This is a genomic window from Bdellovibrio sp. 22V, assembly GCF_030169785.1.
Classification (GTDB): Bacteria; Bdellovibrionota; Bdellovibrionia; order Bdellovibrionales; family Bdellovibrionaceae; genus Bdellovibrio.
Genome location: NZ_CP125854.1, coordinates 309830 through 324736 on the forward strand (window position 1 = coordinate 309830; position 14907 = coordinate 324736).

Sequence of the window (14907 nt, forward strand, 5' to 3'; positions counted from 1 at the left end):
TCCGAACTATTCGTGTTGTCCCGCCAGCGCCGGAGTATGTTTAAAATTCAAATTCAAACGAAGCTCTGCAATGGCCTGTTCGTTTTCATCATAGATCTTCAATTCTGCGCCCGCTTGTGATTCGCGGCGATCGCGCAGTTCCGCCAAAACAACTTCCCGAACTGTTTCCGGTAGCTCCATTCGAACGCGGCATTCACTGCTCAGAGTTTTAAAAAACTCCGCTTCAACTTTACCGACATTGATTTCGAAATGACCAATGGGAGCGTGGCGCATCCACAAAAGCTTGGCCGCCTCGATAGACGCTGTTGTTAACGCCCCTTCGTGCATGACATTGGCTTCGCTCATATTGCGCGTGCGAGCAGGAACTACCATCTCGACTTGCGTGTCAGAGAGACGAGAAATTCTCAGCCCCATGCCCGCTGAAAAAGGACGGACGATATCGAGCGCATAACTAAGCGCAGCATGAGAGGCCTTCGGAGAAACTTCTTCGAGCAAAGCCGCCAAATCCGCCGCACTCAAGCGAATGCCTCGTTCTTCAAGTTGCGACTTCAATTCCTGTTTCGCACTTTGCAGTTGCTGACGCAGACTTTGCTCCAGCTCAATCCCCTTTGACATTAAGATTGTCAGCCATTGTTGGTTCATGAGATATCCTCTCGCACTGATGTTGAAAAAAACGAAATATCATGCTCGGATAAGGATGTCAGTTTTATCACACTGAGTAAATGGAGAGAGGACTCTAGAAATGAAGAAAATTATTAGTCTCGTTGTTTTCATCGCTGCCCTCGGTTGGACTTGGAACGTGATTCACACGTCGGAGGCAGTAGGATTTGAGACGCACTCCGGCATTCAAGCGAAATTGGCCGAGTTGATTCAGCAGACTTTAGCTGTGAAAAAGCCGAATGCTAAAGAACTTTCGATCATGAGACTTTGGACTGAAACTTTGGCTGATAACAAGGTTCGCGCGGTATTTGCCTACAAGTTCGTCGATATTTCTGAGTCCGGTGAAGCCCTTGAGCAAGTTATTGAAGGCGAAGCGGTTCTTCACCGTGAACTCTCTGAGGACTCCAATGTGGACAAGTGGACTTTGCAATCTGTAAAAACAACGAACGACATCGTCGTTTTCACAGAAGGTTCGACAATCACTCCGGGCGAAGAAACACCGGCCGAAGCTCCAACAACAACTGAAACTCCTGCGGAAACTCCAGCCGCACCTCAAAAGTAATATGCCTATTCCCACACAATTCATCCAAATTGATGAAGAGGGTTATGGTCTGAGCCGCGAGGTTCGCATTCAAGACCCTCTTGTGGGACAAGAACTTCTGCAAAATTTAAAAATTCACGAGGGCGGAACTCTCCTCAGCACCATCGGCGCTACACCTGTGATCGTCGAAGCTTTTGACGAGCCTTACATTGCCCAACAGGTCCACGTTGAAGACGGTGTTTGGTCTCTGACTCTTCCTTACGGTCTCGAATACAAGTTTGAATTGGCATCTCTTTCTCTTGATGAGTGGGATCGTTTTCACGGTTACACGGAAAATAAAATTCCTTTTGTTTTTTCCCGAAAAGCTCAAGCGGAGTTTTTCAACTTGCTTGATGAATACGGCGATGACTTCGTCGAATACGATGGCAAAATTTACGACGTTCCCAACTATTGGCCCGCCGATCCGAACGTTGAAAAAGAACAATACTGGTCACAGATTTACGAAACGGAAGCCAATCCCGGTTGGAATCTTGGCGAGCCTGCCGAGGCCTTGAAAGACATGATGCCGCGACTGAAAATCTCTCCTTGTCGCGTGCTTGTTTTGGGTTGTGGCGAAGGTCATGACGCCGCTTTCTTTGCGAAGGCGGGACATTTTGTAACGGCTGTCGATATTTCTCCATTGGCTTTGGAAAAAGCGCGCAAAAACTACGGCGACATTCCTAATCTTAAGTTTGTCGAATCCGATTTATTTAAACTTCCGCGTGATTTCGATCAGGCATTCGATCTTGTTTTCGAACACACTTGTTACTGTGCGATCAATCCTGCAAAACGCCAAGATCTTGTGAAAATCTGGAACCGCGTTCTCGCCCCTGGCGGACATTTGATGGGCGTCTTCTTCACATTCGAAAAACGCCAAGGCCCTCCTTACGGAGGCAGCGAGTGGGAACTTCGCCAAAGATTAAAATCCAGCTATCAGCCCATCTTCTGGGGCCGCTGGCAAAAATCCATCCCACGCCGCCAAGGAAAAGAACTTTTCATCTACACCAAAAAATCTTAAAAAAAAGTGCCTGGTTCTTTTTTCTGGCGATGGCGCGGCATTTGCGCGCTGTAGCCAGAAAAAAGAAGCAGGCACCTTTTTGGGGGGACGTATGCATATTGAGTTTACTCAGGCTGATGAGAGTCATGTGGAAAGTCTTGTGGAGCTTGTGAATTCGGCTTATCGCGGGGACAGCTCGAAAAAGGGTTGGACGACGGAAGCGGATTTGCTGGGCGGACAACGTGTAGACTCCCAAGGCATTGCGGAACTAATTCACAAAGATGATTCGATTGTACTCATTGCCGAAGACGATGACACCGGGAAACTCCTGGGCTGTGTTCACCTAGAACGACAAGGAACAAAGTGTTATCTCGGCATGCTCACCGTGGACCCGACCCTACAGAAAAAAGGCCTCGGAAAAATGCTCTTAGATGAATCAGAAGCTCTTGCACAATTCTGGGACTGTACTACGATTTTCATGACGGTGATCGTGCAGCGAACTGAGTTGATCGCTTGGTACGAAAAACACGGTTTCCGCAACACCGGGGAAAAGAAACCTTTCCCTTATGGAGATGAACGTTTCGGAATTCCTAAAGTCGAAGGACTGGAGTTCGTCGTTCTCGAAAAGAAAATCTAAGGAGAGTCTTATGCTCAAGGGATGGGCCGTTTCTGCACTGTTGTTTTTTACAACCGTTACCGTTCATGCAAAATACACCATCCCCGACGACAGAGACGTTCTCACCCAATTCGGCACCTGCCACCAGGAATATCTTCCGGCACATTTTCAAGTTCTCGTCTGGAATATCAAAAAAGGCGAAGCTAAAGCGGACTGGGCTCGCGATTTCGAGATCTTCACTCCCCGCTCGGACCTCGTTCTTTTGCAAGAGTCGATGATTGATAATTTCGTTCCTGCCATCGCTCTTCGTCAGAAAGATTTCTGCTGGGATTTCGCGACCAGTTTTTTGGACGGCAAAGATGCGACCGGAGTTATGAATGGTGGCCTGACCACGCCTCTTTCCGTGCAATTCCTGCGCAGTCCAGGCCGAGAACCCATCGCCAACACTCCCAAAATGGTGATTTTGAATGAATACGTGATTGCAAACTCCCAAGAAACTTTGCTGATCGCGAATATTCACGGCTTAAACTTCGTGCAAAACAAACTCAATCGCGAACAAATTCTGCAAGTAGCGGCCGTTTTGAAGAAACATACAGGCCCCGTCATTTTTGCAGGAGATTTTAATTCTTGGAATCAGGACCGCCTTGCCTATTTGGACGAGATTCTCAATCCCTTGGGTTTGCAAAAGTTGAAGTTCAAAAACGACAACCGTCGCCTGAAACTCGATCATATCTACGTGCGCGGATTGACGACTGTGGACACGAATATTCATCATGACATCAACAGTTCCGATCACAAGCCGCTGACAGCGGAATTCCGTTTGCAATAACGGATACCGACGAGCTTCCCGGAAAGCCTCTCTGGCAGAGGTTTTCCTATGATTCATTTTTTGTATAATAACTTATTCTCTATGTATTAAAATTTTTCTCGTTTTAGGCGCATAGTCTTTCCATTGAAGGAGGTCACTATGTTTCTTAAAACTACTGCAGCAGCATTGTTGGGTCTTTTGATCTCCTCATCAGCCCTCGCAGATCAAATGGGTCCCAATGGCGATAAATTCTACGAAGAAGCTGCTCACTACGAGCACGCATGCCAAACGGAACCCTGCAAAACGCCTTATTCTGAAGTGGTCGTTTACGATCAAAAAATGAATATCAATAAAATCGAAGTGGCGACAAAAGCGGCACTGAAAGAAATCGCCGTGGCGCAAGCGCAAATCTGGGGCGATACGATTCTTGAAGGTGATTACCATGCTTCAGGCCGTACACGCTTGGACAGCGTTCTTGCTTTCTACAAAGGCAACGCTTTGATCGGATTTAAAATTCAGTACTCTGAAAAAGCTTGGTACACTGGCGAATGCGGCTTCAACGGCAAACGCGAATCGCTCAAAGGCTGCCAAGAAGGGCGAATTGTTGAGGGCAGCTATGTATCTGCCGATACGCAAACATACTTCAGCGACGAAGAACGTTACGCTGAGTTTTCTTTTGTACAAAATTAGTCTATAGTCGCCTGCATGGCGATTGTTATAGAAACTCAAGACCTCTCCCGTGTATATCAAAGTTATCAGAAGCCCGAAGGATTCGTAAACTCCCTGAAGGGCTTCGTGAATCGCAAGTACGTTTCCAAAGTCGCTCTTGATAAAACCACTCTGCAAATTGAATCAGGACAAATTGTCGGACTTGTCGGCGCCAATGGTGCAGGCAAAACGACGCTGTTGAAAATGCTTTCGGGTCTCGTTACGCCCACAAGCGGTGAAGCGATCGTACTTGGCTTTAAACCATGGGAAAGAAAAAACGCCTTTCTTCGTCAGATCAGTATCTTGCTGGGCCAGAAAAATCAGTTGTGGTGGGATATCTCACCTGCCGATTCGTACGCTTTGCTTGCGCGCATTTATGATCTTGATTTGGTTCAAGCTCGCAAACGTGTAGAGCACTTGGCGGAAATGCTTCAGTGCACGCACGTGCTGCACACGCAATTGCGCCGCCTGAGCCTGGGTGAGCGCATGAAAATGGAAATCATTGGATCTCTTTTGCACGAACCGAAAATTCTTTTTCTGGATGAGCCGACCATTGGTCTCGACATCGTCGCGCAAGAAACCATCCGCGAATTTTTGGATGAGTACGTGAAAGAGAAGGCTCCAACTGTGATTCTGACAAGCCACTACATGGACGATATTGCAAAGCTCGCCGACAAACTGCTTTTGATCAGCAAAGGCAACATCGTCTATCAGGGCACCGTTCCTGAATTCGTAGCGAAGTCGAATAGTGAATTGGCTGAAAATGAAGAGGTAGATTTTGAAGACGTCATTCGCCGTTTTTTGGAAACGGAATCTCGCGTTCGCTAAGCTCGCGATTGTTTCGAATCTGGAATACCGTCTAAATTATTTTGTCGATGCCGTTGTGCAGCCGACTCTCACAACGGGCATTGAGGTCTTGTTGTGGTTCGCCGTGTTTGCCGGCGCCGCTACATCCGAAATCAACGGTTTCGGTCGCGAGTTCTATTTGTCTTACGCGCTTTGGGGAGCTTTCTTTGCGCGTATCTGCACAAGCTGGATGTACGAATACCGCATGATTCAAGAGATCGACTCTGGCAGCGTCAACAGCCTGCTTGTGCGCCCGATGAGTTTTTATGAATATTATTTCTCGCAATTGATGGGCTATAAATTTATTACGACTCTGGTCTCTATGATGATTCCTCTTTTGGCTGTTATGATTTTTAAACTGCCGACAAAGTTTGAGCGTCTGCCGCTCGCGTTTGCTTTAGAGTTTTACTATTTGATTCTTGTCCATTCGATCAGCTTCGTGATTGCGGCCGGCGCCTTTTACTTGAACAAAGTCTATGCGATCACGGGAGCAAAGAATCTCGCACTTTGGCTTTTCACCGGGGAACTTTTTCCTCTGGATCTAATGCCGGAGCCTTTTCGAAGCGCGGTGATTGCCTTGCCTTTTAGTGCGGGCGTGTACGTTCCCGTTGGTTATCTCACAGGACGTCTTGAGATCGCTTCTGTTTATCAAGCTTTTACCTCTGTCACTGTCGGTATCGTAATCGTGAATCTGATCGGTGCTTATATGTGGCGTAAGGGTGTGAATGTGTACACGGGAACGGGAGCTTAGCGTGGCAACCCTGAAAAAATATCTTTCACTCTATGCCGCCCTTTTTAGAACAAGCTTCATTGCCGATCTCGAATATCGTGTGAACTTTCTTACGAAGATCGTCACAGATATTTTTTGGTATGCGGCGCAAATTATCACCTTTGAAGTTTTGTTTCAGCACACTCCCAAGATCGGAGATTGGAATCTTGAACAGATGCGCGTTTTCCTTGGCATCATGTTCGTCGTCGATGGTCTTTACATGATTATCCTCTCGGAAAATCTGGATCAGTTTTCTGAAAAAGTGCGCAAAGGAGATCTTGATCTCTTGCTCGCGAAACCCATCAACTCGCAATTTATGATCAGTTTGCAAAAAGCTGGTACAGCGATGATTGGCAATCTGGCATTGGGCACAGGATGGTTTATCTATAGCCTCTCTCAGCTTTCTGATTTCGAATGGACTCGTCTGTTTTGGCTTTTGGTTTTGATCCCTTGCGGCCTTGTGGCTCTGTATGCGATGCGATTTTTTATGGCGTCCACAGCGGTCATTTTTGCGCGCTCCGAAAATCTGCAGTTTATTTGGTATCAAATTTATCGCCTTGGTATGCGTCCTGATTCCATTTATGTCCCGTGGTTTAAGTGGTTCATCCTGACGGCTTTGCCTGTTGGCGTGATTGCCAGCGTTCCTGCCCGCGCCATCTTAGAACCACCGAACTTCGGTTTGTTCATTTGGGTTGTCGTGCTTTCCGGCATCCTGATATATCTTTCCAATAAGTTTTGGAACTTTGCTTTAAGATTTTACTCGAGCGCCAGCTCTTAGAAAGGACGTATTTATGATTAAAATTTGGGGATCTCCTAACTCCAGCGCAGGCCGTGTTTATTGGATGCTTGAAGAGCTCGGTCTTAAATATGAGACGATGCCGTTGGATATGCGTGCGAAAGAGCACAAAGGCGACGAGTATATGAAACTCAATCCGAACGGCAAAGTGCCAGTTCTTGTTGACGACGATTTCGTGATCTGGGAATCCATGGCGATCACGACTTACTTGGCGAAAAAAGAAAAAAGTCCGTTAGCACCAGCAACGGCGCGCGAAGAAGGCCTGTCTATGCAGTGGAGCTTGTGGGCTTTAAATGAACTTCAAGAACCTGCCGTAAACTGGTTGATTCAAGAGATCTTTGTTCCAACAGAAAAGAAAAACTATCAAATCATCGAAGAGTCTAAAAGAGTTCTTCCGCACCTTTTGAAAGTTCTAAACGGCGAACTTGCGAAAACGACTTTCTTGGCAGCAGACCGCTTTACCGTTGCAGATCTTAACGTTGCTTCCGTAGTCAGTCTTATCCAGGCATTGGGTTTCGATATCGCTGCTTTCCCTCATGTACAAAAGTGGATGAGTATGTGCGCGGATCGTCCGGCTTTCCAAAAATTGGCTAAGATGAGAGGCGCTTAAGTGTCTAAGCAGTGGGTTCTGGTCCGAGGAATTATGAGCGAGGCTTTTCACTGGTGGGATTTTCTTCCTCAGTTGCAAGAGCGCTTTCCTCAGGATCAGTTCCACACGGCCGACATTTTGGGGAATGGGCGGCATTTTCAACACCATACGCCCATTAGCGTTCGAAAAAACATTCAAGCTCTTCGCAGCCAAGTGCCCGCCGAAGGAAAGAAGATCCTTATGGGATTTTCTTTGGGCGGAATGCTTTCTTTGGAGTGGGCCCATCATCACCCCGACGAAATCGAAGCGATTGTTCTTATTAACTGCAGTCTTAGTAACTCAGCTTTTTATAAACGTATTACGCCTTATTCCCTGAAACACATCTTCAAGTCCGCAATGCAAAAGGACCTTTCCCGCCGAGAGCAAATGATCTTAGAGATGACGACAACAGGAATGCCGAAAGAACGTATTCAAGAAATTGCGATGCAATGGGGTCCGCGTGGGCAAGAGTATCCCGTGAAACCAATCAACTTTTTACGGCAAATCATGCTGGCGTCACAAATTCCACAAAGACCACAGCCACCGGCACCGGTGTTAGTGTTATCCTCCGGAAAAGATAGAGTCGTACATCCCGATTGTTCCGAGAAAATCGCAAAGACCTGGAATCTGCCTCTTGTTCGTCATGAAGAGGCCGGGCACGATCTGACCCTGAATGATCCCCAATGGGTTATCAAGCAAGTCAGCCACTTTCTTAGACACCATTCATCGTAATTAAGTATTAAAGCGAAGCGATCCACGCATCAAGGGCTGGAGCCACACGCGACACAACGTCATGAGTCCACAACGCGGCAATGGCGCCGGCAAAAACATCCATCGTCCAATGCGCCCGCAGAAGAATCACCGTTGCGATTTCAAAAACGACAATGAAACACGCCAAAGCCATGTACATGCCGCCTCCCAACTGCGCGATTTCCAAAGCTCCCAAAACCGCCAAAGCCGTGTGACCTGAAAAGAACAGATCATTTGAAACATCATAGGTTACAAAAATCGAAGGCACTCCAGGGTTGCGCCAAATCATACCTTCGGGAGTTGGAAGTACTGTGATCGCCTGGTTGATTTGACGAAGCGTAAATAAAACGAGAAGTGCTAAAAGAGGACGAACCGTGTCGCCAAACAAAGTTTGTACGATCAGAAAAATCCCTACCGCATCTATGACGAGTGAACTGGAAATTAAAAGTCCATTCGCCGCACGCGGAGAGTTGTTGAGATAAAGGCTCCACTTTTCCGTGAGCATGTGAATAACGTCGCCGATACGATCTTTGAATTTCATTTGTCGACGCCCCAGAAGTTTCTGAGTGAACAACCACATTCCAATGGCAGCGACTGTCATTCCAATTTTAATAGCTATTGTCATATCGGCTCCGCACGTTCTCTCGAAATTATCTGCACTCTTAAGGAATAGCAAGAGGACGATGGTTTTGACAGGATCGCCGAAGAAATGTCACTCATCTCAGCCTGAGACAAAATTCCCGTCTGTTCCCGGAGTCTCCTGGAATATAGAGGCTTCCATAGCATCGCCTTTGGCACTCCCCTTGCCTCTATTCAGGTTGAGACACTTTGCGTGTTGGAGGTATTCCATGAAACGTCCATCTAAATACGGCCGCATCTTTACAGCAGGAATGATTGCCGGAAGTTTGACTTTGGGCTCTATCACTCCTGCCCATGCTCTGACATTGCCTTGGACTAAAAAGGCACAAGCGGCGACGCAAGCCCAACAAATCCAAACTGTTGTGTTGGCTGTGGATGGTTTCAGTTACTACGCTTTCCTCCAAGCGCAAAAACAAGGTCTCTTTAAGGAATTTATCAGTGCCGGCGCACACGTCGCACCTTTTCCTTCCATGACGGATTTATCCTGGGCAACCGTTACTAACACGGCAGAGCTCTTTGGAGCTGCAGGAAGAATCAAATCCGTGGAAGCGACTTATTTTGACGAATCCTCTCAATCCATCCAGGGCGACCCTCGCGATTATTATCGTCGTTTGGCTTTTCCTAAGTATTACATGGGCGCCTTCGATACGTTCTTCAATCCTTATGTTGAAGCCTTGATGTATTTCCCCACAGAAGAAGTTCCAAAATTGGAAGTGAAAACAGTTGTCGACGATTTGCTCTCTGCGAAACCTAAGAAATTTATGACAGGTTACATCGGTGCGGTCGATTCTACGGCGCACACACAATTAAATCGCCTCTATCCGATTCTTAAAACGGTCGACTCAGAAGTAAAACGTCTTATGAAGGGCTTTAAAGAAAAAGGTCAAGACGTTGAAATCGTCCTTGTCTCTGATCACGGAAATATCGGCCGTTTCAGCGAAGGCCAACCGGAAGTGGAGCTTGAAGGCGTTGAAGTCGCTGACGTGGTTAAACGCGCGGGACTTAATTTCGTTCAACAGCTTAAAAATGAAAAAGACGTGGCCATGCCTTTGTTGGCGCTGGGCTCGTGGGCTCCTGTTTACCTTCATGATCGCAAACAAATGCCGGCTCTTATTGAAGAGTTCCGTAAAGAAATCTGGTTCGATATGGCGGTTTACATCAACCGCAATTCCGCTCGCGACACTTTGATGACTGTGATCACTCAAAGGGGTGAGGCGAAAGTTCAATACGACAAACAAACAAAAAAATACTTTTACTATCCAGTGACGGGCAATCCGCTTTTCCTCGCCAAGGATCTTCATTCGACGAAATCCGCTCCTATTGCAATGGATGAGGCCCAAGTACAAAAAGCTTCTGAAGGGTCAAAATATCCGGATGCGATCTATCGTATCATCGAGTCGGCCTCTGAAAGAAACTTCGATTTCCCTGATTTCATTCTGACAACAAAAGATGGCACATTCATCAAAAACTCACTGGGTGCTTTTGCAAAGATGTACCGCACGCATGGTTCTTTGACGGCGGCTTCGTCTTTTGGGCTCTTGGCTTCTACGAAACGAAAAGTTCCGGGGCAGATTCGCTCTAAAGACATCCTTTCTTTCGTCGGCGTCGATGCAAAAGATCTTTTCGCTGAAGCCGTACAAAAACATAACAACACGAACGATCAAGCTTTAAGACAAGTTATCACGGACTACAAAAAAGGTATCAGAACGGACGCTAAGGACCTTAGCCAGCAACGCATCTTCCGCCACATCACGAAATTCGTGGCGGACACTCGTCCTTACTTCGTGGTTTCTGAGATTCAAAGCTTTATGGACGCCTTCAAATTCGATCCGTTTAAAGATCCATCGGGCCGCAGCCTGACGCCGATGAATTTTGACGTGACGAAGTTTGATGTGAAAACAATGATTTCTCCGGAAGACATTGGTTCTCTGACGGATGCTGTTCTAACGGCAGGTTCTGTCGAGAATCTTATGAACGATCCGCGCATTGAAAAGCTTAAAGAAAAAGTGGGCATGCTGCAGGATCAGAAAACAGCAAACCTCGATCTTCAGCATGTTGATCTGAATAAGAGCGAAGACTTCATCGATAAAATCAAAGGCTATGTGCTCCCTGCAAAGAGAGCCGTCATGAAAATGTACCAAATGCCGTTCCTTCTTGAGAACTCTATCGTTATTCAGGAAAAACCTTACCTTCCTGACACACGCGATCTGCAATTCGCAAGACAATGGGTTAGCAAACAAAGCTCTGCAACGAAATCCTTCAAATCTTTGACGGCAACGTCACAAGGGCAGATCTCGACGGCGCAGTCTCTTCTTAAAGAAACAATTAAGGAAGCCGAATTTGAAGGCCGCATTTATCCGACACCTTTAACGAAGATCTACAACAGTAAACTTGACGACGTCACAATTGTTTATGTGCCTGGTATCTATAACTCCATCTTCGACAAAGAGATTTTCAGTCTTGGTCTGAGCGCCTTGAGCGACGAGATGGGTTTGCGCGTGATCCAACCGCCGGTAGAAAGCACATGTGCGAGTGATGTTAACGCCGATATCATTCTTAATTATCTCCAAAAAGACTACCAAGACCGTGTAAAACGCGGCCACAAGGCTCCGAAATATCTTTTCTTCTCTTACTCGAAAGGTGCTGTCGATACGCTTCACGCTTTCTTGAAGCGTCCTCATTTTATCTCGTCTTCCGTGAAGGGAATGGTGGCGATTGCGGCTCCTCTTCACGGTTCGAGCATTTTGAACACGACGGACGTTCCTTTCGCATTGGTTTCCGCATTGACAGAAAATGAAGGTCCGGAAATCTGCAAAGAGAAAACAGCTTCAAAATCAATCACTCCAACCGCGATGGATGCATTCTGGAGAAAGAACGAAAGAACTTTGACTGGTTTGACTCGTTACTTCTCTGTGACTTTTGAAAGTTCTCCGGAAGATTCGCACATCTTCATGAAAGCGACGAAGTTGATCGGTCAGTTTGACGAAGACAATGACGGTGTTGTGACGGTTTCTTCATCTAAATTCCCTGCGAAATTGAAAGCGGTGGATCTTGGGACAATCCATGCCGACCACTTGGCGGGTATTCTTTCTTCTCGCTTCAACCAAAAAGCGTTCATGAAAGGTCTGACAAGCACGTTGGCTGAGCTTAATATTGAGAATGACAAGAATAACTTCGAGTGGAACACCAACGTCATTCTTGCGGCTGCAAACGCAAACGCTTTGAAAAGCAAAACCTACTTCCGTATGAAATCACCGGGCGTCGTTGAACAATTCAGCGTTACCGGCAAAAATCTTGTCGAGTTCCATCCTTACGGTACGCCGTACGAACTCAACCTTCAGATCTTGCCGAAGATCAACGACCCGGCTGACAGCTATGAAGTAAAAACGAAACTTCCGCAATCGGCTCTTCGTTATGACCCTTACAATGTTTTGGATGTGGCAAAGCTCGGTGATGTGATGGCGGCGGTGCGTGTTTCTCCGGCGACTCAGCAAAACATGCCTGAGGGAATTAACATCGAGTACGCGCATACGAACATGGTTCACTTCCGCATGGATCACCAGTTCAACTATGAGTCTCGCTCTCCAGGTGGATTGGACGACAACAAAGACTTCGGTTACATCACTTCCGAATTTGAAGGTGAAAAAGACTGGGCGTTGATGAGAAGTAAAAACAACTCTATTCGCATGACGACGTTAGCGTATCGTTTCTCCCCACTCGATTTCTCTAAGATGTCGTTGAAGATGGCGGTAACAAAGGATGTAACGGGTGCTGATCCAGTAAAAGGAAAAACCGGAAAAGACGATTCTGCTTTCCAAGTATGGTTTACGATCCGTAACGGCCGCGCGAACGGCGATAGATCGACAATTGATGCTAAGAACGACAAAGTCTTCTTGTTCGGCTACTACTACGCAGGCGCCGTTCCTGGAGAAAATCGCAAGGCCGGCGACATCTTTGAAAACTGGTACTCGAACAAGAACGTCGTGGTTGCGACTCTTCCAGAAGCAAAACAATTGTTGCTGAACAATCCGGATCAACTTGGCAAAGCTCAGCTTTACCAGCGCAACTTAGCGGAAGACCTCAAAAAGGCCTTCCCCGACAAGAATGTCGCTGACATGGACATCGTGGCGATCACGATCCAACACGACTCGAACGACACAGAGTCGCAGTCAGAAACATTCTTCAAAAGCCTCAAATTCGCACCATAACGAAAAAAAGGTGCCAGGCCTGGCACCTTTCATGGAAGTGGTGAGTTATTGAAAGGCCAATTTTTCGAAAGCGGAGATTTTCGTTTTGATGACGTCGATGGATTTTTGCCAGAACTCCGGACGACGGATGTCTTCGCCGAGATGTTTTTGCACAAGATCCTCGGCCGTCATGCGGCCCGTATCGCGCAAGATTTCGATATAGGTCTTCATAAAGTTTTGACCCAATTCTTCGCGACGAGCGTAGATACTCATGCTGAAAAGATATCCGAACGTGTAAGGGTAATTGTAGAAACTGGTTCCTGACATTGCAAAGTGCAGCTTCGTTGCCCAGTACATTTTGTCATTGTGACTTAACGTCGGACCGTACCACTTCGTCCAGGCTTCATCCGTCATCTGCATAAGTTCATCGGAACTCAAAGTTTTCTTTTCGCGAGCTTTATAGAAATTATTCTCGAACTCGAAGCGCGCTGGAATATTAATCAAGAAGCTCGTTGCTCCTTCGATTTCTCCCCACGCAAATTCGATTTTTTCTTCGCGCGTTTTTGCTTCTTCGATCACGACATCATGAAGAACTGTCTCGGCAAAGATACTTGCCGTTTCAGCCAAAGTCATAGGATAGCGGGTTTGGGCTCGCGGAAGATCGCGCATAACCCATGAATGAAAGGCGTGCCCCAGCTCGTGCGCCAAAGTCGCAACATCGCTGTTTGAACCCATGTAAGTCATAAACACGCGGGGTTCACGTCTTTTCGCAAAGCCCGTGCAATAAGCGCCGTTACGTTTATTCGAAAGAACGCGCGCTTCGATCCATCTTTTTTCCGCCATCATTTTTACAAAGTCAGACATTTGCGGGTCTACCTGCGCGAAGGCATTCTGGATCAGCTGCAATCCTTCTTCGTAATTGCGTTCTTTCTTTCCGCCAGAAACAGGGCTTTGTGCAAGAAGATCCCAAGGATCGAGAGCTTTTTTGCCCATCAGCTTCGCCATCATCAGCGGGGCCTTGCGCGTGGATTCAAGATTGTCGTAACAAGCCGTCAACATTGCATCCAAAGTTTCTTTCTGAATACGACAGTGAAATAGCGACTCATCCAAGAAATGCACACTCTTCGTGCGTGAGCGTTTTTTATTTTCTTCGTGGCGCCAACCCGCAAGAGCATTGAGAATCGCCGCACCCGTATGCTTGTGTTCTCCCCATGCCTCTTGAATACTTTGCCATGCAACGCGACGAGTGTTTTCGTCATCACTGCGAATCATCGCGCTTGCTTGTGCCAGACCCACCGTCTCGGTTCTGTCGGCAAACTTAAGATGACAGCGCATCGAACCGCTGATTTTCGTGTAAAGATCTCCCCACGCGTGTTTGCCGGAATTACCCATGGCTTCAAGCAATGCCTCTTCGGAATTTGAAAGCAGAATAGAAGATAATTTGCGCAATTCATTCCATTTGAAATCCGCAGCTTGCAGCTCTGGATGCGACAAAACTTTCGCCATGTAACTGTTTGAACAACGTTTAAGGAAATTGCTCACAGGAATCAGAGCTTGCGCTAAACGTGAAGTAAGATTGTTAAGTTCCGACTTCTTGCCCTGAGCCTCATTCAAAGACGAATCCACAGAAAGAACACAATTCAGATAGGTCCCAAGATTCATCGCCAAAACCCAAGCAGCTTCGTTCTCGACTAAAACTTTTTGAATAGTCTCCAACGTCTGATTCCCTTGCGGATCGGAACCAGAATGATCCGCCTCGTGCAGAGCAGGCTCGATTGTTTTAATGAGTTTTTCAAGATGCTCCGTCTTAAGCAGAACTTCGTCGAAGTCCTTTTGATATTCCGGAGAGTTATAAGAAGAGTATTCAGATTCGATATTCCAAGCCATTTTTTCCATGGTCTTAGCGTATCACTGAAAAGAAGG

Annotated in this window: 14 protein-coding genes; 11 read left to right on the plus strand and 3 right to left on the minus strand. The window is 46.8% G+C overall.

All coding sequences use genetic code 11. The features are described 5' to 3' along the window. Window positions 1-6: 6 nt before the first annotated feature. Window positions 7-642 carry a hypothetical protein gene (locus tag QJS83_RS01550; RefSeq protein WP_284607138.1) on the minus strand — a complete coding sequence of 212 codons (636 nt, stop codon included), beginning with the start codon at window positions 640-642 and terminating at the stop codon, window positions 7-9. A gap of 100 nt (window positions 643-742) precedes the next feature. Between QJS83_RS01550 and QJS83_RS01555 the strand changes: the two genes are divergently transcribed. From QJS83_RS01555 to QJS83_RS01600, 10 genes are all read left to right on the plus strand, one after another. After that, window positions 743-1222, plus strand: coding sequence for a hypothetical protein (locus QJS83_RS01555; protein ID WP_284607140.1), 480 nt, complete (start codon window positions 743-745; stop codon window positions 1220-1222). 1 nt (window position 1223) lies between these two features. Beyond that, on the plus strand, window positions 1224-2258 hold the full coding sequence (locus QJS83_RS01560; protein ID WP_284607141.1) for a methyltransferase domain-containing protein: 1035 nt from the start codon (window positions 1224-1226) through the stop codon (window positions 2256-2258). Window positions 2259-2349: 91 nt separating this feature from the next. Continuing rightward, window positions 2350-2874: a GNAT family N-acetyltransferase gene (locus QJS83_RS01565; protein WP_284607143.1), complete on the plus strand. Its 525-nt coding sequence runs from the start codon at window positions 2350-2352 to the stop codon at window positions 2872-2874. A gap of 10 nt (window positions 2875-2884) precedes the next feature. Continuing rightward, window positions 2885-3682: an endonuclease/exonuclease/phosphatase family protein gene (locus QJS83_RS01570; RefSeq protein WP_284607145.1), complete on the plus strand. Its 798-nt coding sequence runs from the start codon at window positions 2885-2887 to the stop codon at window positions 3680-3682. A 138-nt stretch (window positions 3683-3820) separates the two neighbouring features. Beyond that, window positions 3821-4351 carry a hypothetical protein gene (locus tag QJS83_RS01575; protein ID WP_284607147.1) on the plus strand — a complete coding sequence of 177 codons (531 nt, stop codon included), beginning with the start codon at window positions 3821-3823 and terminating at the stop codon, window positions 4349-4351. A gap of 15 nt (window positions 4352-4366) precedes the next feature. Next, window positions 4367-5197, plus strand: coding sequence for an ABC transporter ATP-binding protein (locus QJS83_RS01580; protein WP_284607148.1), 831 nt, complete (start codon window positions 4367-4369; stop codon window positions 5195-5197). Then, complete coding sequence (locus tag QJS83_RS01585; RefSeq protein WP_284607149.1) at window positions 5148-5966, plus strand: ABC transporter permease; 819 nt, start codon at window positions 5148-5150, stop codon at window positions 5964-5966. The genes QJS83_RS01580 and QJS83_RS01585 overlap by 50 nt, the downstream gene beginning before the upstream one ends. Window position 5967: 1 nt before the next feature. After that, window positions 5968-6762: an ABC transporter permease gene (locus tag QJS83_RS01590; protein ID WP_284607150.1), complete on the plus strand. Its 795-nt coding sequence runs from the start codon at window positions 5968-5970 to the stop codon at window positions 6760-6762. Window positions 6763-6775: 13 nt separating this feature from the next. Continuing rightward, the gene (locus QJS83_RS01595) at window positions 6776-7390 is read left to right on the plus strand and encodes a glutathione S-transferase family protein (RefSeq protein ID WP_284607151.1); all 615 of its coding nucleotides are present in this window, start codon (window positions 6776-6778) and stop codon (window positions 7388-7390) included. Next, window positions 7391-8140, plus strand: coding sequence for an alpha/beta fold hydrolase (locus QJS83_RS01600; protein WP_284607152.1), 750 nt, complete (start codon window positions 7391-7393; stop codon window positions 8138-8140). A 7-nt stretch (window positions 8141-8147) separates the two neighbouring features. On the opposite strand, the gene QJS83_RS01605 is transcribed toward QJS83_RS01600, so the two are convergent. Then, window positions 8148-8783 carry a phosphatase PAP2-related protein gene (locus QJS83_RS01605; RefSeq protein WP_284607153.1) on the minus strand — a complete coding sequence of 212 codons (636 nt, stop codon included), beginning with the start codon at window positions 8781-8783 and terminating at the stop codon, window positions 8148-8150. Between the two features lie 223 nt (window positions 8784-9006). Between QJS83_RS01605 and QJS83_RS01610 the strand changes: the two genes are divergently transcribed. Next, window positions 9007-13005 carry an alkaline phosphatase family protein gene (locus QJS83_RS01610; protein WP_284607154.1) on the plus strand — a complete coding sequence of 1333 codons (3999 nt, stop codon included), beginning with the start codon at window positions 9007-9009 and terminating at the stop codon, window positions 13003-13005. Between the two features lie 45 nt (window positions 13006-13050). Here the strand turns inward: QJS83_RS01610 and QJS83_RS01615 are convergent, their stop codons facing one another. Then, the gene (locus tag QJS83_RS01615) at window positions 13051-14880 is read right to left on the minus strand and encodes a M3 family oligoendopeptidase (protein WP_284607156.1); all 1830 of its coding nucleotides are present in this window, start codon (window positions 14878-14880) and stop codon (window positions 13051-13053) included. Window positions 14881-14907 lie beyond the last annotated feature (27 nt).

Bases quoted from the DNA above. Each gene is read 5' to 3' on its own strand.
- QJS83_RS01550 (WP_284607138.1), bottom strand. From the start codon at position 642: ATGAACCAACAATGGCTGACAATCTTAATGTCAAAGGGGATTGAGCTG.
- QJS83_RS01555 (WP_284607140.1), top strand. From the start codon at position 743: ATGAAGAAAATTATTAGTCTCGTTGTTTTCATCGCTGCCCTCGGTTGG.
- QJS83_RS01560 (WP_284607141.1), top strand. From the start codon at position 1,224: ATGCCTATTCCCACACAATTCATCCAAATTGATGAAGAGGGTTATGGT.
- QJS83_RS01565 (WP_284607143.1), top strand. From the start codon at position 2,350: ATGCATATTGAGTTTACTCAGGCTGATGAGAGTCATGTGGAAAGTCTT.
- QJS83_RS01570 (WP_284607145.1), top strand. From the start codon at position 2,885: ATGCTCAAGGGATGGGCCGTTTCTGCACTGTTGTTTTTTACAACCGTT.
- QJS83_RS01575 (WP_284607147.1), top strand. From the start codon at position 3,821: ATGTTTCTTAAAACTACTGCAGCAGCATTGTTGGGTCTTTTGATCTCC.
- QJS83_RS01580 (WP_284607148.1), top strand. From the start codon at position 4,367: ATGGCGATTGTTATAGAAACTCAAGACCTCTCCCGTGTATATCAAAGT.
- QJS83_RS01595 (WP_284607151.1), top strand. From the start codon at position 6,776: ATGATTAAAATTTGGGGATCTCCTAACTCCAGCGCAGGCCGTGTTTAT.
- QJS83_RS01605 (WP_284607153.1), bottom strand. From the start codon at position 8,783: ATGACAATAGCTATTAAAATTGGAATGACAGTCGCTGCCATTGGAATG.
- QJS83_RS01610 (WP_284607154.1), top strand. From the start codon at position 9,007: ATGAAACGTCCATCTAAATACGGCCGCATCTTTACAGCAGGAATGATT.
- QJS83_RS01615 (WP_284607156.1), bottom strand. From the start codon at position 14,880: ATGGAAAAAATGGCTTGGAATATCGAATCTGAATACTCTTCTTATAAC.